General features: G+C 63.3%; 15 protein-coding genes and 1 riboswitch. Of the genes, 9 read left to right on the top strand and 6 right to left on the bottom strand.

The window, feature by feature from the left end:
- The first annotated feature begins 195 nt into the window (after positions 1–195).
- Complete coding sequence (locus tag AB7828_RS12695; protein WP_089265707.1) at positions 196–1,368, top strand: isovaleryl-CoA dehydrogenase; 1,173 nt, start codon at positions 196–198, stop codon at positions 1,366–1,368.
- A gap of 1,120 nt (positions 1,369–2,488) precedes the next feature.
- Here the strand turns inward: AB7828_RS12695 and AB7828_RS12690 are convergent.
- Positions 2,489–3,232 carry an SDR family oxidoreductase gene (locus AB7828_RS12690; protein WP_441230318.1) on the bottom strand — a complete coding sequence of 248 codons (744 nt, stop codon included), beginning with the start codon at positions 3,230–3,232 and terminating at the stop codon, positions 2,489–2,491.
- 106 nt (positions 3,233–3,338) lie between these two features.
- Between AB7828_RS12690 and AB7828_RS12685 the strand changes: the two genes are divergently transcribed.
- On the top strand, positions 3,339–4,619 hold the full coding sequence (locus tag AB7828_RS12685) for a Zn-dependent hydrolase (protein WP_441230317.1): 1,281 nt from the start codon (positions 3,339–3,341) through the stop codon (positions 4,617–4,619).
- Here AB7828_RS12685 and AB7828_RS12680 read toward each other — a convergent pair.
- The gene (locus tag AB7828_RS12680; protein ID WP_441230316.1) at positions 4,616–6,604 is read right to left on the bottom strand and encodes a putative bifunctional diguanylate cyclase/phosphodiesterase; all 1,989 of its coding nucleotides are present in this window, start codon (positions 6,602–6,604) and stop codon (positions 4,616–4,618) included. The genes AB7828_RS12685 and AB7828_RS12680 overlap by 4 nt on opposite strands.
- A 271-nt stretch (positions 6,605–6,875) precedes the next feature.
- Here AB7828_RS12680 and AB7828_RS12675 point away from each other — a divergent pair, with 271 nt between their 5' ends.
- Positions 6,876–7,388: a tyrosine phosphatase family protein gene (locus tag AB7828_RS12675; RefSeq protein ID WP_441230315.1), complete on the top strand. Its 513-nt coding sequence runs from the start codon at positions 6,876–6,878 to the stop codon at positions 7,386–7,388.
- On the opposite strand, the gene cobS is transcribed toward AB7828_RS12675, so the two are convergent.
- Positions 7,381–8,145 (bottom strand): adenosylcobinamide-GDP ribazoletransferase, encoded by a 765-nt coding sequence (gene cobS / locus AB7828_RS12670; protein ID WP_441230314.1) that lies wholly within the window; start codon positions 8,143–8,145, stop codon positions 7,381–7,383. The two genes, AB7828_RS12675 and cobS, sit on opposite strands and share 8 nt — an antisense overlap.
- Positions 8,146–9,201 carry a nicotinate-nucleotide--dimethylbenzimidazole phosphoribosyltransferase gene (cobT, locus tag AB7828_RS12665; protein WP_441230313.1) on the bottom strand — a complete coding sequence of 352 codons (1,056 nt, stop codon included), beginning with the start codon at positions 9,199–9,201 and terminating at the stop codon, positions 8,146–8,148. It lies immediately after the preceding gene.
- A 99-nt stretch (positions 9,202–9,300) separates the two neighbouring features.
- A riboswitch (cobalamin riboswitch) is annotated at positions 9,301–9,491 on the top strand.
- Between the two features lie 109 nt (positions 9,492–9,600).
- Between cobT and AB7828_RS12660 the strand changes: the two genes are divergently transcribed.
- Genes AB7828_RS12660 through AB7828_RS12635 form a run of 6 tightly spaced genes read left to right on the top strand, consistent with a single transcriptional unit; the run spans position 9,601 to position 17,439 of the window.
- Entirely contained in the window at positions 9,601–10,050 is a 450-nt protein-coding gene (locus AB7828_RS12660) for a DUF1636 family protein (protein WP_441230312.1), read from the top strand.
- On the top strand, positions 10,047–10,577 hold the full coding sequence (gene cobU / locus AB7828_RS12655; protein WP_441230311.1) for a bifunctional adenosylcobinamide kinase/adenosylcobinamide-phosphate guanylyltransferase: 531 nt from the start codon (positions 10,047–10,049) through the stop codon (positions 10,575–10,577). The genes AB7828_RS12660 and cobU overlap by 4 nt, the downstream gene beginning before the upstream one ends.
- Entirely contained in the window at positions 10,578–11,591 is a 1,014-nt protein-coding gene (cobW, locus tag AB7828_RS12650) for a cobalamin biosynthesis protein CobW (protein WP_441230310.1), read from the top strand.
- A gap of 15 nt (positions 11,592–11,606) precedes the next feature.
- Positions 11,607–15,329, top strand: coding sequence for a cobaltochelatase subunit CobN (cobN, locus tag AB7828_RS12645; protein ID WP_441230309.1), 3,723 nt, complete (start codon positions 11,607–11,609; stop codon positions 15,327–15,329).
- Positions 15,326–15,952: a cob(I)yrinic acid a,c-diamide adenosyltransferase gene (cobO, locus tag AB7828_RS12640; protein ID WP_441230308.1), complete on the top strand. Its 627-nt coding sequence runs from the start codon at positions 15,326–15,328 to the stop codon at positions 15,950–15,952. Before cobN ends, cobO begins: the two co-directional genes overlap by 4 nt.
- The gene (locus tag AB7828_RS12635) at positions 15,952–17,439 is read left to right on the top strand and encodes a cobyric acid synthase (RefSeq protein ID WP_441230307.1); all 1,488 of its coding nucleotides are present in this window, start codon (positions 15,952–15,954) and stop codon (positions 17,437–17,439) included. The genes cobO and AB7828_RS12635 overlap by 1 nt, the downstream gene beginning before the upstream one ends.
- Here AB7828_RS12635 and cbiB read toward each other — a convergent pair.
- Positions 17,412–18,380, bottom strand: coding sequence for an adenosylcobinamide-phosphate synthase CbiB (gene cbiB, locus AB7828_RS12630; RefSeq protein WP_441230306.1), 969 nt, complete (start codon positions 18,378–18,380; stop codon positions 17,412–17,414). The two genes, AB7828_RS12635 and cbiB, sit on opposite strands and share 28 nt — an antisense overlap.
- A complete protein-coding gene (locus tag AB7828_RS12625; RefSeq protein WP_441230305.1) occupies positions 18,380–19,243 on the bottom strand; it encodes an ABC transporter substrate-binding protein in 864 nt (287 codons plus the stop codon). The genes cbiB and AB7828_RS12625 overlap by 1 nt, the downstream gene beginning before the upstream one ends.
- Positions 19,244–19,251 lie beyond the last annotated feature (8 nt).

Below are 19,251 nucleotides of genomic sequence, written 5' to 3'. Positions count from 1 at the left end.
TCGAGCATCGGTTCTCTCCCTGGCATGTCCTCCGTGGTTGGTCCCGGAGGGCTTATTTGGATGAATTACAACCCGTTGCGCGGCCAAGAGCAAGGACCACTTTATGCCTCTTCTCAGCCCGTTCGGCCCGTGACATGGTGATTTCAATCAACAAAACCGGTGCGCTTGCGCGCCGTTCTGACCGGAGGCGACCCTGTGATTGCGAACGCTCAACGGATGTTCAATTTTGATCTCGGCGAGACTGCGGACGCGATTCGCGAGACCGTGCGTGACTTCTCCCAGAACGAGATCGCGCCGCGCGCCGAAGCCATCGACAAGACCAACCAGTTTCCGCTCGATCTCTGGCCCAAGATTGGCGCGCTCGGCCTGCACGGTATCACGGTGGAGGAAGAGTTCGGCGGCGCCGGGCTCGGCTATCTCGAACACGTTATCGCGGTGGAAGAGATTTCGCGCGCCTCGGCGTCGGTGGGCCTGTCCTATGGCGCGCATTCCAACCTCTGCGTCAATCAGCTCCGCCGCAACGGTAATGAAGCACAGAAGCGCAAATATCTGCCGAAGCTGATCTCGGGCGAACATGTCGGATCCCTCGCGATGTCCGAGCCGGGTTCGGGCTCGGACGTGGTGTCGATGAAGACCCGCGCCGACAAGAAGGGCGACCGCTACGTTCTCAACGGCAACAAGATGTGGATCACCAATGGCCCGGTGGCGCAGACGCTGGTGGTCTATGCCAAGACCGATCCGGCTGCCGGACCGCGCGGTATCACCGCCTTCATCATCGAAAAGGGCATGAAGGGTTTTTCGACGGCGCAGAAGCTCGACAAGCTGGGCATGCGCGGCTCGGATACCTGCGAACTCGTCTTTGAGGATTGCGAGGTGCCCGAGGAGAACGTGCTCGCCGAGGTCGGCCGCGGCGTCAATGTCCTGATGTCCGGGCTTGATTATGAGCGCGCGGTGCTCGCGGCGGGGCCGCTTGGCATCATGCAGGCCTGTCTCGACGTCGCGCAGCCTTATGTGCATGAGCGCAAGCAGTTCGGCGAGCCGATCGGCAACTTCCAGCTCGTGCAGGGCAAGATCGCCGACATGTATGTCGCGCTGAGTTCGGCGCGCGCATATGTCTATGCGGTGGCGAAAGCCTGTGATCGCGGCGAAACCACCCGCGAGGATGCTGCCGGCGCCATCCTCTACGCGTCGGAACGCGCCACGCAATGCGCGCTGGACGCGATCCAGCTGCTCGGCGGCAATGGCTATATCAACGACTATCCCACCGGCCGCCTGCTGCGCGACGCCAAACTCTACGAGATCGGCGCCGGCACCAGCGAGATCAGGCGGATGCTGATCGGGCGGGAGCTGTTTGCGAAGAACGGGTGAGGTTTTCACGCCGTCATTTCGGGACGTGCGCCTTGGCTCGTCATTCCGGGGCGCGCGTCGCCGGCCAAGCCGGCATAGCGCGAACCTCAGCCACTCCAATTGGAGTGGCGGGGAATCCCGATATGTTTGGCGCGGTTGAAGACTCCCATGTTGAGATTCCGGGTTCGCGTCCGGCAAGTGCCGGCCGCGCCTCGGAATGACAGCGTGGGGCGCCCCAAACATTTTTTCCTATCTCCCGTTGACAACATCCCCGTCTGGTTTATATTCTCATTCGTCCTGCCCCACCGAGAGGGGCGATCGCGATCGTCACGTTCGCGGGGTGGGATGCGGTGGACGCCGGAGATGCGGCGTTACGCGGTTTGGGGGTGACGTCTGTCTTCGGGCAGGACGGATCTGCGCCAGCACTGCCACTGGCAAGGAGACGGCGGACCTTCGGATGGACAGACTCCTGGACAGTGTGACGGACGACCAAGTCAAAACGCGTTCGGCCAAGTGCTTTGCGGCTACCCTGTCCCTCCGCCCTGGGACATTAATTTTGGTGATGGGACCGTTCGCCATGGCAGATGTGCAAGCAACCGAAAAAACACCGCAGGCGGAACGTCGGGCACTTGCTCGGCGCCTCCGAAAGTCCTGATGCACTCACAATAGCGGAAGACCGCATCGCATCAGGCCCAAGGGTGCAACGGGCACCCGGCGTTCCGCACGCCCTCTCACAGGGGGCGGGAATGCAAAAGACGACGGCGCCCCCGCGCCGCAAACAACAGGGGTAATGACGCATGTCTGAAGAGCAGTGGCTGTTTGACAGTTGAATCAGGAGAGACGTGGCGCTCCGTGGCCACGACATACTCAGTCGTCATGCGCGGGCTTGTCCCGCGTATCCACGCCTTGGCGACATCCACAGCAAGGCGTGGATGGCCGGAACAAGTCCGGCCATGACGTGGGAGAGGCCTGGGATCATTGCGAAGCTCGCTTCGCACTGTCCGGCCATGACGACTGAGAGCGTTACGCGAGATCGCAGAATGGGTGGAGCGCAGCGCACCGCGCCGGAGCATGCACCGGCACGCGAAGGCGATGGGTTTCGCTGCGCTCACCTCATCCTTCGTTACTGCCTTTGACGCGCTCACATCGCCAGGAAGCTGCGATTCCAGGTCGGGCTGATCAGCACCTCGTTGATACAGACATGCGGCGGCATGCTGGCGATGAAGGCGATGGTCTTGCCGAGATCGTCCGGCTGCAGCATCCGCGCCATCACTTCGTCACTCGGCGGCACCGGACGGTTCTTCATGATGTCAGTGGCGACCTCGCCGGGCGAGAGACAGCAGGCGCGCAAGCCATTGACGCATTCGTCCATGTTGAAGGAATGGGTCAGCGCCAGCACCGCATGTTTGGTGGCCGTATAGGCCGGTCCCGTCATCTTGGAGACAATGCGCCCGGCCCATGAGGCGACATTGATGATGCAGCCGTCCTTCTGCGCGCGCATCGCGGGCAGCACGGCGCGCATGCAATACATCACGCCATTGAGATTGATGTCGACGATCTGGTCCCAGCCGTCCTGCGTGACGTCTTCCCAGCTGCGCTTCGGCAGGTTGACGCCGGCGCTGTTGACCAGAAGGTCGATACGGCCATGTTTGGCGAGGATGGCCTGCGCAACCTTGTTGACGTCGTCGGCATTACTGACATCCAGCGCCATCGCCTCCACGGGCTTACCGCCGGCGCCGAGTTCATCGGCGACGCCCTTCAGCACATCGGCCCGGCGGCCGGAAATAACCACCGTCCAGCCGTCGGCCAGCAGCGCCGCTGCGCCCGCTCTGCCGATTCCGGTGCCGCCGCCGGTCACCCATGCGATCCTGGTCTTGCTGCTCACGATTTTCTCCCCGATCGTTTCTTGCTTCACGATGTCCATCGTTTTCTTGCTTCACGATGGCCAAAGTGTTCAACAATAATCGCGCCGGCGCCAGTGCCGCCAACTCATGAGCCTCATGCCGATCATGCCGACCGAGACAAAGCCGCCCATCGATCAGAACCGCCTCTGGGACGACCATATGGCGCTGGCCGCCATCACCGATCCCGACAAGCCATGGACGCGGCGATCGTTCTCGCAGCGCTTCCTCGACGGCCGTGCGTGGCTGCATGAGCAATATATCGCAGCCGGCATGACGGTGCGTATGGATGCCGCCGCCAACGTGATCGCACGGCTGGAAGGTAGTGTCGCAGGCCTGCCGCCGATCATGCTCGGCTCGCATTCCGATACGGTGCCGTCCGGCGGGCGCTTCGACGGCATTTCCGGCATCCTCACGGCGTTGGAAGCGGTCAGAGCGCTGCAGGCGTCCGGCTACAAATCGCGACATCCGATCGAGATCGTGGATTTCCTCGCCGAGGAGCCCAGCGAATATGGTCTGTCCTGCGTCGGCAGCCGCGCCATGGTTGGCGAGCTCGATGCCAGGATGCTGACTTACACCAACGCAGCAGGCGAAACTTTGGCTGATGCCATCAAGCGCGTCGGCGGCGATCCCGCCGCCATCGCCGCGATGCAGAAGCCGGAATTCGTCGGCTATCTCGAATTGCATATCGAGCAGGGCGTCGTGCTGGAAAGCAAGAAGCTCGATCTCGGTCTCGTCACCGGGATCGCCGGCATCACCCGCGTCGAGATCGTGCTGAAGGGCGCCGCCGATCATGCCGGCTCGACGCTGATGGAGTATCGCAAAGACGCGAGCCTTCCCGCCGCCGAACTCGTGCTGCTGGTCGCGCAGCAAGCCAATGCCTTTGCCGCGCGCAAACAAGGCCACTTCGTCGCCACCACAGGGATCCTCGAGATCAGCCCGAATGCCGCCAACGTCGTCCCTGGTGGTGCGCGCATGATCCTCGATATTCGCGCCGAGAAGGCCGCGCTGGTCGATGAATTTGTGGCACTGCTCGATCGCGAGAGCCTCGCCATCGCAGGCCGAGCCAAGGCCGAACGCGAGCGTTTCGCGTTGATCTCGCAAAATCCTCCCGCGCCTTGCGACGATCATCTGCTTGATGTGCTCGGGCGCAGCGCTGCCAAGCTCGGCTATTCCACGACGCGGCTGGCGTCGGGGGCCGGTCACGACGCGGCTTTCATGTCGCATATCGGCCGCAGCGCGATGCTCTTCATTCCGTCAAAGGACGGCAAGAGCCATTGCCCGGAGGAATGGTCGGAGCCCGAGCAACTGGCCGTCGGGGCGGCAACACTGTTCGAGGCGGTGCGGCTGCTCGACGGACAGAACGACTAGCTGGCGGTGCGTTCGGCCAGCGCGCCGTGTTGAACAGAGGTCAGATAATCGCCGACCTGCTCGATGCCCATGGGCTTGGCGAAGAAGTAACCCTGCATGAAACGGCAGTGCTCCTTGCGCAGGAAGTCGACCTGTTCGCTGCTCTCGACGCCCTCGACGATGCAGTCGTGACCGAGGCCGTTGCACAGTCCGAGCATGGTGCGCAGGATCAGGCGCGCCGCAGAATCCGTCTCGATCTTGCTGATGAAGCTGCGATCGATCTTGACCTTGTCCAGCGGCAATTCGCGGATGCAGCTGAGGCTCGAATAGCCGGTGCCGAAATCGTCCAGCGAGATGCGTGCGCCCAGAGCCTTCAGAGCATTCAGCGCTTCGGTCGCTTGTGCGAGATTGCCCATCACGGCCGTCTCGGTAATCTCGAAGTCGATGCGGCTGGCCTTCACCTTGCTTTGCTGGACAACAGCAATGATCTTGAGGATCGACAGGGGAGAGGCGACGTCGACCGCGGAGAGGTTGAACGAAATCCGGACATGCTCCGGCCATGTCGCTGCACCTTCGAGGGCCTTGCGCAGCAGCAACGGTGTCAACTGGCCGATCATGCCTGAGCGCTCGGCGGCGACAATGAAGCTCATCGGCGGAACATTGCCGAGTTCCGGGCTCTTCCAGCGCGCCAGGGCTTCGAAGCTCGCGGGCTGTTGTGTTTCCGCGTCGATGATCGGCTGATAGGCGATCCACAATTCCCGTTCGAGGTCGGCACTGGCCAGGGCCCGGCTCACAGAGGAGGCCTCGCGGATATCGGCTTCGTGTTCTGCAGAAAACCGGACCGCCTTGCCACGCTTGTGCTGCTTGGCAAAGAACAGCGCATAATCGGCGCGCTCGAACAAATCCTGCGCGGTCCTGGCTGTGTCCGGAAATTCCGCATATCCGATCGAGCAACTGATGCTGACTGTAATGTCATCAATCTCGAACGGGATGTCGAACAGGTTCTCGATGCTCTCTTCCGCCTCAACAATCGCGTCCGGGTCGAGCAATTGGTCGCTGAACATGACGAATTCGTCGCCGCCCAGTCTGCCCAGAAACACGTGAGGAGCGAGATGCGCGCGCAGTCTGTCCGCAACTTCGACCAGCAAGCGATCACCCGTGTGGTGCCCATGAATGTCGTTGATCGGCTTGAAGCCATCAAGATCCAGGATGCCGAGCAGCAGGCCGCCGCTACTGTGCTCAGTGTTGACAATGCCGCGCTCAAGCTCGGCAAAGAAGTTCCGGCGATTGGGGAGACCGGTGAGGCTGTCGATATTCGAATTCCGGAAATTCTTGTCGCTCAGCACCTGCAGCTCAGCCTGCTTGATACGCAGCGCCTTCTCCGAATTCACCCGCTTCTCGAAATCGGAGTAATTGCCGAGCAACATGAAGAGAACGGCCCCGATAACCACGACGAAGTTGAAGGCGATGGAGACGAAGACGACATTGTCGCTGGAGCCGAAAAAGAAAGCGAAGGGCACGACAACCAGCGCCATCACGATCAGCGCTGCCGCGCGCAGATGCATGAGGCAGAAGCCGCAGCCGATCGATGTAACGGCCATAAAGAACGCAACGTGGCTTTTGCTATAGGCGTCGCCATAGGGAAACAGGCTGAGGCTCCAGGCAGTGAACGCGACGCCGAGAATGCCTGCAAAGATGATGGAGCCGGTGAGCTTCTCGACGGCCTGGTTGAGCGATAGCGTGGTGTTCCGCGCTCTCAACCAGCTCAGTATCCGGATCACACAGATTGCATCGAATGCAGCAGGGAGATAGACGGTAAGCAGATGCGGCGCAGTACCATAAAAGGTAATCGCAAGTGCCGTCGTGTTGACGACCACCAGCGCATACATCATCGGCACCTGACGGGTGAAGGCAGCGAGTTTCGCCTCCACCAGTTCGGGGTTTTCGCGCGGCACGCGGAAGATCGTTCCGATTTGCGATGCCGCCATTTCGAAGTAGTTCAGCATCGTACCGTCCTGGACTCTGCACTCGTGAGTTAGATACCTATCGCAACTTCTTTAAGATTGGCCTGCCTCGGTTGTCTAAAGTTCGAGCGACTAACCGATTGTTCTGATTGGTGTATTTTCCTCGATTTACGATTGTGCAAGTGCGAAAAGGTCGGGGGTGGTATTAAGAAACCGACCTTGCATCAGCGACATCGCAGCGGCATGAGGTTGAAGAAGGTCCATTCGCCGTGGGTGAGAGGAAGGACATGACGACAGCGAGCAGGGTGTTCGAATGATCTATGTGAGCTCGCTCGGAGGCCTTGCTGCTGTGGCAGACACGCTGCCGGCCTTCGATCTGCTGACCCTTCTGTCGCCCACAACGAGTGAGCGCGACTGGAGCGGGTTGGCGCGTGAGCGGCATGTGGAGCTAACCTTTCACGATATCGTCGAAGCAACGCCGGACCTGATCGCGCCCGATGCCGACGTCGTGGATGCCATTCTTCAATTCGGCCGCGGCAGCATCGCTGACCGCCCGATGCTCATTCACTGCTGGGCCGGTATCAGCCGTTCCAGCGCCGCCGCTTACGCCATCGCCTGCGATCGCAATCCTGGCTATGAGGCGGTGATCGCCGATGAACTACGCAAGCGTTCGCCTTATGTGACGCCGAACAAATTGATGGTGCAATTGGCCGACGAACAGCTTGGCCGCGACGGCCGCATGGTCGAAGCCATCGCACGCATCGGCCGCGGCGCGGACGCTTTTGAAGGTGAGCCTTATCGATTGCCGTTGAACTGGCCTATCTGATCAGGGCTGCGGCACCGAGCAGAAAGCCGATCTCGAATAGTTGCTCGACGGCGCCGAGCACGTCGCCGGTGTAACCACCGATCAGTCGACGCGACCAGAGCGCGAGCAGTGCGGCGAGCGCTGCGCCGAGCAGAAGACCCGCAAAAAGCGATGCGACCGAGACGAGCGCAAGCGGGATTGCTGCAAGCACAACCACACCAAGTGCAAACAACGATTCCTCAAATCGCACGGGCGCCTCGGCGTAAGTGACCTTCATCGCACTGGTATCGCCGCTATAGGGCAGGCGGTTCATCACGAAGGCCGGCATGGCGCGTGCTGCGGCGTGGACGGCGAGGAGTGATGCCGCACCTGCCCAGACAGGTAATGTTGCCAGTGCCGCGATACGCAGTGCCACGCCGAGGCCGAGTGCCAGCGCCCCGTAAGTGCCGATGCGGCTGTCCTTCATGATCGCAAGGCGCTTCTCGACGGTCCAGCCCCCGCCGAAACTGTCGGCTGTGTCGGCGAGGCCGTCTTCATGCAGCGCGCTGGTCAGGGCGATGCTTGTCGTGATCGCCAGCAGGGCAGAAATCAGCGGTGACCAGAATTCGCCGGCAACGAGAAACACGATTGCGGATGCAGCACCGATGCCGGCGCCGACCATCGGAAAATACTTCATTGCACGCGCAAGCCAGTCAGCATCCTGCGCGTCGCCAGTTGCCGGTACCGGCAGCACCGTCAGGAAACGGATCGCATTCAAAAGATGCGGATCCAGCCTCATCTAGATATTTCCGGCCAGCACGTCGTCGAGGCTGGCGACGTCGGTCAGCATGCGCGCGGCGGCGCGGACCAACGGCACCGCAAGCAGCGCGCCGGTGCCTTCACCGAGCCGCAAGCCGAGATCGAGTAGCGGCTTGGCATCGAGCGCGTTCAGCACGATGTCATGGCCGCGTTCAGCCGAACGATGTGCGAAGACGCAGTAGCCGCGTGCAGCCGGGCACAGACGAACGGCGAGCAGTGCCGCGGCGCTGGAGATGAAGCCGTCGATGATCACCGGCCGCCGTTGCGAAGCTGCGCCGAGGATCGCTCCGGCCATGCCTGCGATTTCCAATCCGCCGAATTGGGCCAGCACATCCAGTGGCGCAGTTGCGTCGCTGCGCGCTGCCGCCTTCGTGATCGCCGCGCGCTTGCGCGCCATGCCGGCATCATCCTGCCCGGCGCCAACGCCGATACAATCATCCAGGGGTGCCGGTGCGAGTCGATGAACCACCAGTGCCGACGAGGCCGTGTTGCCAATTCCCATCTCGCCGAGCGCGATGATGTCTGCGCCGGCCTTGATCTCACCGACGGCGATTCTGAAGCCGCGCGTCAGCGCATCGGCCGCGTGCTCTGCCGTCATCGCTGGCTCGCGCGCGGCATTCGCCGTACCCATGCGAACCTTTGCATCGACCAGCTTCGGGTGCACCAGCAGCTCGGCGGCGACGCCGATGTCGATCACGCGGACGTCGATGTTGTTGGCCGCGGCGAAAGCATTGGCCGTGGCGCGGCCGGCCAGATAGGTCATCACCATCGCGACCGTGACCGCCGACGGATATTGCGACACGCCTTCGGCCACCAGTCCGTGATCCCCAGCGAACACCAGCAGCACGGCATTGTCACCGCGCGGTTCGCCTGGATGCCGGATCATGCCGAGTTGCAATGCCAGCTCCTCGATTCGTCCGAGCGATCCCAGCGGCTTGGCCTTGCCGTCGATGGCGGCGCGGATTCCTGCCGCGATCTGCGGGTCAACAGGCGCAATGGCGGGCGGTTGCCACAGGGGCTGGGAATGGGCGGACATAGGGTTCCTTTTCGCGGCCTAACTGACGCAAGACGACCTGCAAGGTCAACAGATCCGGGCTACAGTCCGTCGGCGCGGTTGACCCCGGCGCACCCGGCAGATAGCGTCTTTTGCGATGGTCCTTCCGCGTGGAAGGTGAATAGGGAAGCCGGTTTGAGGCCGGCGCTGCCCCCGCAACTGTAAGCGACGAGCCCGCGCCGGTGCCACTGGGAATTCTTCAGAATTCTTGGGAAGGCGGCAACAGGCTGTGACTCGCAAGCCAGGAGACCTGCCATCACGAACTGTGCTTTGGAGGCGTCGTCGGGGCGGGGTGCACCGGACGGGAGCGAACTGACGGCCATGCTGTCGGCGCGATCCAACAAAGCTCGTAGGCCCGCGAGGGCATGAACTGAGCATGTGATGGATCACGACAGCGCCGATATCTCTGGCGAACAAATTTCGGTCGAACCGCCGCGCCCCGTGCCGGCTGGTCCCGTTGTCGTGAGTGTGTGCATCAGCTGCAAGGCCGCCGAAACCGGCACGATTGTCGGGCCGGAGATGTTCGATGCGGTGAAGGCCGCGCTCGGCGATGGCGATGCCGCCGTGATGGTGCGTCCGGTGCAGTGTCTCAGCGTCTGCAAGCGGCCAGCAACCGTCGCGGTGACGAGCCCTGATGGCTACACGTTCCTGTTCGGCGATCTGCAGACCGATAGCGGCAGCGCGGCGCTGGTGTCTTTCGTGGAGTCCTATCAGAAGGCCGACTACGGCCTGGTGCCATGGCGCGAGCGCGCCGAGGTGCTGCGCAAGGGCATGGTCGCGCGCGTGCCGCCGATGCGTTGGTCGCCTGAAGATGGGCGTGCGCCGAAATGACCGCGGTCTCCACCACGTTGGTGCTGGGTGGTGCGCGGTCCGGCAAGTCAACTTTTGCCGAGAGGCTGGTCGATGGCATCGGCCTGACCAAAGTCTATCTTGCGACTGCAACGGCCGGTGACGACGAGATGCATGCCCGCATCGCGCAGCATCGCAAGCAGCGCGGCGAAGGCTGGATCACCGTGGAAGAGCCGCTGGCGCTGGTCGATGCGCTGACGCGCGAGGCGACGGTCGGCCGCGTCGTGCTGGTGGATTGCCTGACGCTATGGCTGTCGAATCTGATGTTTGCCGAGCGCGATCCGGAGATCGAGGCGAAGCGTCTGGTGCGCTTCCTCGATGTCTCGCGCTATCCGATCGTTTTCGTGTCCAACGAAGTTGGCCTCGGCCTCGTGCCTGAGACACCGCTCGGCCGCGCGTTTCGCGATGCGCAGGGCCGCCTCAACCAGATCATCGCGGCCGCCGTGCCGAATGTTGCTTTCATTTCCGCCGGGCTTCCGCTCTGGCTCAAGCGTTCCCAGGAGAATTGAATGTCCCGCGTTCCCGTCACCGTCCTCACCGGATTTCTCGGCGCCGGCAAGACCACGCTGCTGCGCTCGCTGCTGACCCAGGCCGATGGCCGCCGCATCGCCGTGATCGTCAATGAGTTCGGCGATGCCGGTTTCGATGGCGGTCTGGTCGAGGAATGCGCGGTAAAGGCCTGTGCGCCCGGCGATATCGTCGAGCTTACCAATGGCTGCATCTGCTGCACCGTCGCCGACGATTTCGTGCCGACCATGGATAAGCTGCTGTCGCGCGAGCGTCCACTCGATGCCATCGTCATCGAGACCTCCGGCCTTGCGCTGCCGCAGCCGCTGTTGAAGGCCTTTGCCTGGCCGGCGGTGAAGACTCGCGCCACTGTCGATGGCGTCGTCACTGTCGTCGACGCGCTGGCGCTCTCTGAAGGCCGCGTCACGCTGGATGAAGACGCCGTTGCCGAGCAACGCGCCAGGGACGAGGGTATCGAGCACGACGATCCCATCGAGGAAGTGTTCGAAGACCAGTTGGCTTGCGCCGATCTCGTGGTTCTCTCGAAGAGCGATCTCGTCGCCCCGGAAAAGCTCGCCGAGATCGAAGCCAAGCTCAAGGCCGTGTTGCGTCTCGGCGTGAGCATCGTGCGCTCCAAGGGCGATCTCGCGCCGTCGGTGCTGATCGGCCTCAACGCAGCCGCCGAAGACGACATGGCCGCCCGCGTCGGTCATCACGGCGAGGAAGAAGAACACGACCATGACGATTTCGACAGCATCGTCGTCAAACCGACCGCTGCGGCCAGCATCGACGCGATGCGCGCACGCATTAGCGACGCGCTTGGCCTCGATGGCGTGTTGCGCGTGAAGGGTCATGCACGCATCGCCGATAAATCTGCGCCGATCGTCGTGCAGGCCGTTGGCGCTCGCGTTGAACTCGCCTTCGCCCGGCCGGACGTGATGCAGGCCGAGCATCTGGTGGTCATCGGCCTTAAGGGATTCGACGGCGACGCCGTGCGAAAGGCACTCGCCGGGTAACGCAGGTTCACCCGCATGCATCTGAAGCTCGATACCTCCGGCAGCATTGACGACGGCGACGTCGCCCGCGATCTCGGGCAGGACACCGCCGATATCGTCGTGCTGTCGGCGGCGGACAGCGATCTGGCGGCGTTCGGCGCCGCACATGCGATGCTGCCGGGCGACTTTCCCAGCGTGCGCTTCACCAACATGCTGGCGCTCGGTCATCCCGCGTCGGTCGATCTCTATGTCGAGCGCACGCTGGCTGAGGCGAAGATCGTGGTGCTGCGCATGCTCGGCGGCATCAGCTATTGGCCCCATGGTGTGGAGAGTCTGCGCAGCGACGCGCTGAGCCGCGGTAGCAAGTTCGCCTGCCTGCCCGGCGAGATGGACTGGAATGCCGAACTGGCCGCCCGCGGCACGGTTAGCAGCGACGAAACCCATGCGTTGTGGCGCTATTGCAGCGAGGGCGGCGTCGACAACGCACAGCTGGCACTGCGCTATGCCGCGCATCTGATCGGTCACGGAGAGGAGCCGCCTGTTGCGCGGCCGATGCCTTCGGCCGGCTTCTGGCCGGGTGAACCCGCGGGGGATAACCGGCCGAATGCGATCGTGATCTTCTACCGCGCGCTGGTGGCCGGCGGCGATACGGCGGCAATCGATGCATTGCGTCGTTCGCTCGACGCGCGCGGCCTCAACGCGGCCTGTCTCTACGTCACCAGCCTGAAAGATGAGCGCTCCGCCGCATTCCTGCGCGCCGCGCTTGCGGCCTATCCGCCCGATATCATCATTAACGCGACGGCCTTCGCCACTGCGACCGCGCATGACGATGCCGGCGTGTTGTCGGCGTCAGGCTGTCCGATTCTGCAGGTCGCGCAGGCCGGCATCTCGCGCGCTAGCTGGGAAGCCTCTACTCGCGGCCTGACGCCGCGCGATCTGGCGATGCATGTGGTGTTGCCGGAAGTCGATGGCCGCATCTTCGCCAATGCCATCGCCTTCAAGGAACGTGGCGCCAGCGACGGCGGCTTTGCGCCGACAACATTGCGGCCGGTGCAGGATCGGATTGATGCGACCGCTGATCTGGCGCGCGCCTGGGTGCGCTTGCGCCGCGCTGCGGCGTGCGAACGACGCGTCGCGCTGATTCTGGCCAATTATCCCAATCGCGATGGACGCCTTGCCAATGGCGTCGGCCTCGATACGCCGCAGAGCCTGATCGATGTGATCGCCGCGATGCGCGAAGCCGGCTACGGCACTGGTGACGCGCCTGACACGACGACCGCCATGATGCAGCTGTTGCAACAGGGTCCAACGAATGCGCTTGCCGGTCGCGCCGAGCGAAGCGGTGGCGTGACGTGGCCGCTGGCTGAGTATCACGCGGCCTTTGCGACGCTGCCGACCAATGTGCGGCTGGCTATTGAGTCACGCTGGGGCAAAGCTGAGAACGATCCGCATGTCGTCGATGGCGCATTCCGCCTCGGCCTGCATCGCTTCGGCAACATCACCGTCGGCGTGCAGCCAGCGCGCGGCTACAATATCGATCCCAAGAGTACCTATCACGATCCCGATCTGGTGCCGCCGCATCACTATCTCGCCTTTTATCTCTGGCTGCGCCGCGACTTCGATAGCCATGCAGTGGTGCATCTCGGCAAGCACGGCAATCTCGAATGGCTGCCGGGGAAAAGCGCAGGCCTGTCGGCCGATTGTTTGCCCGATGCCGTGCTCGGTCCGCTGCCGCATCTCTATCCGTTCATCGTCAACGATCCCGGCGAGGGCATTCAGGCCAAGCGCCGTGCCTCCGCCGTGATCATCGACCACCTGACGCCGCCGATGACACGGGCCGAGCTGCATGACGATCTGGCGCGGCTGGAGAATCTGGTCGACGAATATGCCATGGCGACCGATCTCGATCCCAAGCGCGCCGCTGTGATCGCCGAGGACATCCTGTCGCTCGCCCGCGCACAGCAGATCGATGCCGACGTCAATGTCACCCGCGACACGCCGACGGGCGAGGCGCTGCGCGCGCTCGACGCCCATCTGTGCGATCTCAAGGAAATGCAGATCCGCGACGGATTGCACATCTTTGGCCGCGTGCCCGAGGACGCGCAGCGCAATGGTCTCCTGGTGTCCATCGCGCGCTTGCCGCGCTCGGATATCAAGCCGCAGGATGCGTCACTGCATCGCGCATTGGCTGCCGATCTCGGTCTTGGCACGTTCGACCCGCTCACCCGTGATATGGCCGATGACTATCTCGGCCCGCGCCCCGGCGTTCTTGCCGATGTCAGCGATGCAGTGTGGCGCACCACAGGTGACACCGTCGAACGAATCGAAGGGCTGGCGCTGCAACTTGTCTCCGGCGAGCTGCCCTGCGATCCCACCTGGACGCGCGCCACCGATGTACTTCACTGGATCACTACGAAACTGCGACCCGCCATCGATGCTTGCGGTGGCGCGGAGACGGCCGCATTCCTCGGAGGACTCGACGGTCAGTTCGTGCGGCCGGGTCCATCTGGCGCGCCGACGCGTGGACGCCCCGATGTGCTGCCGACCGGGCGCAATTTTTTCGCCGTCGACGTTCGCGCCGTGCCAACGCCATCCGCCTGGCGCATCGGGCAACTGGCGGCCGAACGGCTGGTCGAGAGCTATTGGCAGGAGGCCGGCGAGTGGCCGCGGGCGATCGCGCTGTCGGCCTGGGGCACCGCGAATATGCGCACCGGCGGTGACGATGTCGCGCAGGCATTGGCGCTGATTGGTGCACGGCCGTTGTGGGAGGAAACCTCCGGCCGTGTCACCGGCTTTGCCATTACGCCGCTGTCTGAGCTGAAGCGCCCACGCGTGGATGTGACCTTCCGTGTCTCCGGTCTGTTCCGCGATGCGTTCCCGACCCAGATGGACATCATCGGCTCCGCCGTGAGTGCCGTGGCCGAACTTGACGAACCCGACGACGCCAATCCTATTGCCGCCAATGTCCGCGCGCGTGCCCGCACGCTCGAAGCCGGTGGCATGACCTGCGAGATTGCACGGCGACAGGCGACGCGCCGTGTGTTCGGCTCCAAGCCCGGTGCTTACGGTGCAGGCTTGCAGGCGCTGATGGACGAAGGGGGCTGGAGCAATCGCGCTGATATCTCCGACGTCTATCTCGATTGGGGTGGTTACGCCTACGGCAGCGGAACTGACGGCGAGGACGCGCGGGGCGAATTTGCCGAGCGGCTGAGGGGCATCGACCTTGTCGCGCAGGCGCAGGACAACCGCGAGCACGACATTCTAGATTCCGACGACTATTACCAGTTCATCGGCGGTCTCGCCGCGACGGTGCAGACGCTGCGTGGCTCGGCGCCGCGCATCGCCCATATCGATACGTCGCGCCCCGAAGCGCCGATTGCCCGGCCGCTGGCGCATGAGATTTCGCGCGTGGTGCGCGGCCGCGGCGCCAATCCGAAATGGATCGCCGGCGTGATGCGCCATGGCTACAAAGGTGCGTTCGAGATCGCGGCCACGGTTGATTATCTGTTCGGTTTCGCGGCCTCCACCAATGCGGTCGCCAATCACCATTTCGATCAGCTGTTCGCCTCCTATTTGGAAAATGACGAAGTTCGCTGCTTCATGGCATCTGCCAATCCCGCGGCGCTACGCGAGACGGCTGCGCGCTTTGCGGAAGCGATGCGCAGGGGCCTGTGGACGCCACGTTCCAATCGCGCTGCCGATCTGATCGCCGAACTTCTGCCGCAGGCACACAAAGAGATCGCAAAGGAAATCGCATGACCGAACTCGCCCACGGCGATGAAGAAAATGCCCGCCACAAGATCAAGGCGGCCAAGCACAAGGCCGCCAAGGACAAAATCATGGCGACCAAGGTCGGCGAGAAAGGCCTGTTGATCGTCCATACCGGAACCGGCAAGGGCAAGACCTCGGCAGCGCTGGGCATGGTGTTCCGCCATATCGGTCATGGCTATCCCGTCGGCATTGTGCAGTTCACCAAGTCACCGGAATGGGACACCGGCGAAGCGCGGCTGCTGAAGACCTTTCCGGATCTCGTCACGCTGCACATCATGGGCGAGGGCTTCACCTGGATCACGCAGGACCGCGAACGCGACATTGCTGCCGCGACCGCGGGCTGGGAGCGCGCCAAGGAAATGATCCGCGATGACCGCCATCGTCTGGTGCTGCTCGATGAACTCAACATCGTGCTGCGTTACGACTATCTCGACCTCAATGAGGTGCTGACCTTCCTGCGCGACGAGAAGCCGGCCGACAAGCACGTGGTCATCACCGGCCGGAACGCCAAGCCCGAGCTGATCGAGATGGCCGATCTGGTCACCGAGATGACGCTGATCAAGCATCCGTTCCGCGCTGGCATCAAGGGCCAGAAGGGCATCGAGTTCTGATGAACCTGAATACGCCCGCGCTGATGATCCAGGCGACCGGCTCCAATGCCGGCAAGTCGACGATCGTCGCTGGGCTGGCGCGGGCACTGGTGCGGCGTGGCTTGAATGTGGTACCGTTCAAGCCGCAGAACATGTCGAACAATGCTGCTGTAGCGGTCGATGGCGGCGAGATCGGCCGCGCGCAGGCGGTGCAGGCGCGGGCCGCCAGGTTGCCGCCAAGTGTCCACATGAATCCGGTGCTGCTGAAGCCGGAGACGGACACCGGCGCCCAGGTGATCGTTCAGGGCAAGCGCTGGGGCACGCTGCGGGCGAAGAACTATCTGGAGAAGAAAGCTGCACTCCTACCGGCGGTGCTTGAAAGTTTCTCGCTGCTGGCCGATCAGGCGGACATCGTTCTCATAGAGGGCGCCGGCAGCCCGGCCGAGATCAATCTGCGCGCCGGCGACATCGCCAATATGGGTTTTGCTGCCGCGGCCAACATTCCCGTAGTGCTCGCCGGCGATATCGATCGCGGCGGCGTCATTGCGAGCCTCGCCGGCACGCATCTGGTGCTGGAGCCGGAAGAACGTGCGCGCATCCACGGCTTCATCGTCAACAAGTTTCGCGGCGATCCCAGCCTGTTCGACAACGGCCTCAGGGCGATCACGCGGCTGACGGGGTGGCCATCCATCGGTGTGTTGCCCTGGCTGCCGCAGGCGGCGTTCCTGCCCGCCGAAGACGCCGTCGATCTCGATCGCACCCATGCCTCGTCATCGACCCGCATCATCGCCGTGCCGGTGCTGGCGCGGATCGCCAATTTCGACGATCTCGATCCGCTCGGCATGGAGCCCGGCGTGAAGCTCGTCTTCATCAGGCCGGGCGAAGCCATTCCGGGCAATGCCGACGTGATCATCATTCCCGGCAGTAAATCCACCATCGGCGATCTCGCCTTTCTCCGCGCTCAAGGCTGGGACATCGATATCAAGGCGCATGTGCGCCGCGGCGGTCACGTGCTCGGCCTGTGCGGAGGCTATCAGATGCTGGGTAAGACGATCGCCGATCCCGATGGCGTTGACGGTTCGCCAGGGACCGTCGACGGGCTTGGCCTGCTCGATATTGCGACGTTGATGAGCGCGGACAAGTCCACCACGCTGGTGGCAGGAACGCATTGCGCAACTGGCGCCGCCATCGAAGGCTACGAAATTCATCTCGGTCGCAGCGAGGGTGACGACTGCGCGCGGCCGCTGCTGATGATCGATGGACGACCTGATGGTGCTGCGTCAGTCGATGGACGGGTGCAGGGCACTTATGTCCATGGCTTGTTCACCGGCGATGCGTTCCGCAAGGCATGGCTGGCCAATCTAGGCATTGCGTCGTCGCTGGCCTATGACGCGCAGATCGAAGCCGCGCTCGATGCGCTGGCCGATCATTGCGAAAAGCATCTCGATATCGATCGGCTGATCGAGATTGCCCGCAGCCGTCAGAGCAGCAGCGCCAGCGCCGCATAGATCATCACCTGCAAAAGGCAGGCTGCGACGAATACGCGAAGTGCTCGCCTGATGTCGTCAGGTTTTGCGGTTCGGCCTTCGGCATTGAGATAAGGATCGTTGACGACGCCCTCGGCATAGGCGCGCGGTCCAGCGATCGCGATTCCGAGCGCGCCAGCCATGGCGCTTTCCGGCCAGCCGGCATTGGGCGAACGATGCTTGGAAGCGTCGCGCATCATGATCTTCAATGACGCGATGATTGATCCGCGTGACACTGGCGCGGCAAGCGCGACCAATATTCCCGACAGGCGCGCCGGGATCAGATTGACGAGATCGTCGAGCCGCGCTGCAGCCCAGCCGAAATCGATATAGCGCGTGCTGCGATGGCCGATCATGGAGTCGGCCGTGTTGATGGCCTTGTAGGCGATCAGGCCGGGCAATCCGAGCAATGCCAGCCAGAACACCGGCGCGACGATGCCGTCGGAGAAATTTTCGGCGGTGGATTCGATCGCCGCGCGCGATACGCCGGCTTCGTCGAGTTGTTCAGGATCGCGCCCGACGATCATTGCGACGGCCTGGCGTGCTGCGGGCAATCCGCCCTCGGTGAAAGCGCGGTGCACGCGGGCCACATGCTGATACAGGCTGCGTTGGGCGATCAGCGTCGAGGCAATCAGGGCTTCGACGCCGAAACCGATCCAGTTGTCGTTGAGAAGATCGGCGAGCAGTCCGCCGACAAGCATTGCGACACTGACCAGCGCGATGATGGTGACGACGCCTGCCAGCTTGCGCTGCCGACGCGACCAGTCTTCACGATTGAGCCAGCGTTCCAGCCAGCCGATGCCGTTGCCGATCCAGACCACGGGATGCGGTAGTCGTCGCCACAGCCAGTCGGGATCGCCGATCACGGCATCGAGCAGCAGCGCCGCGACCACCAGGAGGAGCGCGTCGCCATCCACCAGCATCAGGGGGCCACGCGGTTGATTTCGGTGGTCAATCGGTCGAGTGCTTCGACCATGGTCGGGCCACCGCAGGCGGTGAGGCGCTCGGGCAGAACCAGTCGCTTCGACGCCGGATAGAATGTCTCCAGTGCGGGATGCAGCAGGAAGGCGCGGCCTTCGTCTTCGGCGAAGTCGGTATTGTCGGTGACCAGCAGCAGATCGGGCCTCAGTGTGACGATCGCCTCCAAGGAGGCGAAGCCGCCAGCCTTGAGTCCGAGCTCGCCGCCGGCATTGCGCAGCCCGACCGCTGATAGCAACGACGTGGTCAGATTTTCGCCGCCGGATACCCAGCCGCGCCGCGACACCGCCAGCACGCGCAACGGCTTGCGCTGTACGGCGGCATGGGCCTGCGCGATAGCAGTATCGAGTTTCGCGATTTCGGCCTCGGCACGCTCCGGGTGCTTGACCAGCGCGCCCATCTGGCGAAGCTGTTTCTTGACGTCGTCGAGCGAGCGGGCGGGATCGAATTCGGTGACCTTCAGTCCCTTGTCCTTCAGGAGTTCGCGGGTCGCGCGCTTGGTGAAGCGGCCGGCGACGACGACATCCGGCTTCAGCGCCAGCACATCCTCGGCTTCGCCGGACAGCAGGCGGAACGCCTTTGCCTTGTCCTTGTCCCAGGAGCGGAACGGATCGCGTGCATAGGGGCTGAGGCCCAAAATCTGCTCGGGATCGGCGAGGGTGACGAGCAGTTGATCGGTGCAGAGATTGATCGAGGCGATGCGCGGCTGCTCCGCAGCACGGGCCTGCAGCGGCGACCATGCGAGCAGCGCGAGTGCCGTAGCCGCGAGCGGCCAAAGCCTCTCGCGCTTTGCCCGATATGATGGCATGACACAGG

The organism is Tardiphaga sp. 215_C5_N2_1, from assembly GCF_052076055.1.
GTDB classification, from domain to species: Bacteria; Pseudomonadota; Alphaproteobacteria; order Rhizobiales; family Xanthobacteraceae; genus Tardiphaga; species Tardiphaga robiniae.
Note: the sequence above shows the minus strand (reverse complement) of the source record. Positions and strands in the feature narration are given on the sequence as shown.

Bases quoted from the DNA above. Each gene is read 5' to 3' on its own strand.
- AB7828_RS12685 (WP_441230317.1), top strand. From the start codon at position 3,339: ATGAGCCTCATGCCGATCATGCCGACCGAGACAAAGCCGCCCATCGAT.
- AB7828_RS12680 (WP_441230316.1), bottom strand. From the start codon at position 6,604: ATGCTGAACTACTTCGAAATGGCGGCATCGCAAATCGGAACGATCTTC.
- AB7828_RS12675 (WP_441230315.1), top strand. From the start codon at position 6,876: ATGATCTATGTGAGCTCGCTCGGAGGCCTTGCTGCTGTGGCAGACACG.
- cobS (WP_441230314.1), bottom strand. From the start codon at position 8,145: ATGAGGCTGGATCCGCATCTTTTGAATGCGATCCGTTTCCTGACGGTG.
- cobT (WP_441230313.1), bottom strand. From the start codon at position 9,201: ATGTCCGCCCATTCCCAGCCCCTGTGGCAACCGCCCGCCATTGCGCCT.
- AB7828_RS12660 (WP_441230312.1), top strand. From the start codon at position 9,601: ATGGATCACGACAGCGCCGATATCTCTGGCGAACAAATTTCGGTCGAA.
- cobU (WP_441230311.1), top strand. From the start codon at position 10,047: ATGACCGCGGTCTCCACCACGTTGGTGCTGGGTGGTGCGCGGTCCGGC.
- cobW (WP_441230310.1), top strand. From the start codon at position 10,578: ATGTCCCGCGTTCCCGTCACCGTCCTCACCGGATTTCTCGGCGCCGGC.
- cobN (WP_441230309.1), top strand. From the start codon at position 11,607: ATGCATCTGAAGCTCGATACCTCCGGCAGCATTGACGACGGCGACGTC.
- cobO (WP_441230308.1), top strand. From the start codon at position 15,326: ATGACCGAACTCGCCCACGGCGATGAAGAAAATGCCCGCCACAAGATC.
- AB7828_RS12635 (WP_441230307.1), top strand. From the start codon at position 15,952: ATGAACCTGAATACGCCCGCGCTGATGATCCAGGCGACCGGCTCCAAT.
- cbiB (WP_441230306.1), bottom strand. From the start codon at position 18,380: ATGCTGGTGGATGGCGACGCGCTCCTCCTGGTGGTCGCGGCGCTGCTG.
- AB7828_RS12625 (WP_441230305.1), bottom strand. From the start codon at position 19,243: ATGCCATCATATCGGGCAAAGCGCGAGAGGCTTTGGCCGCTCGCGGCT.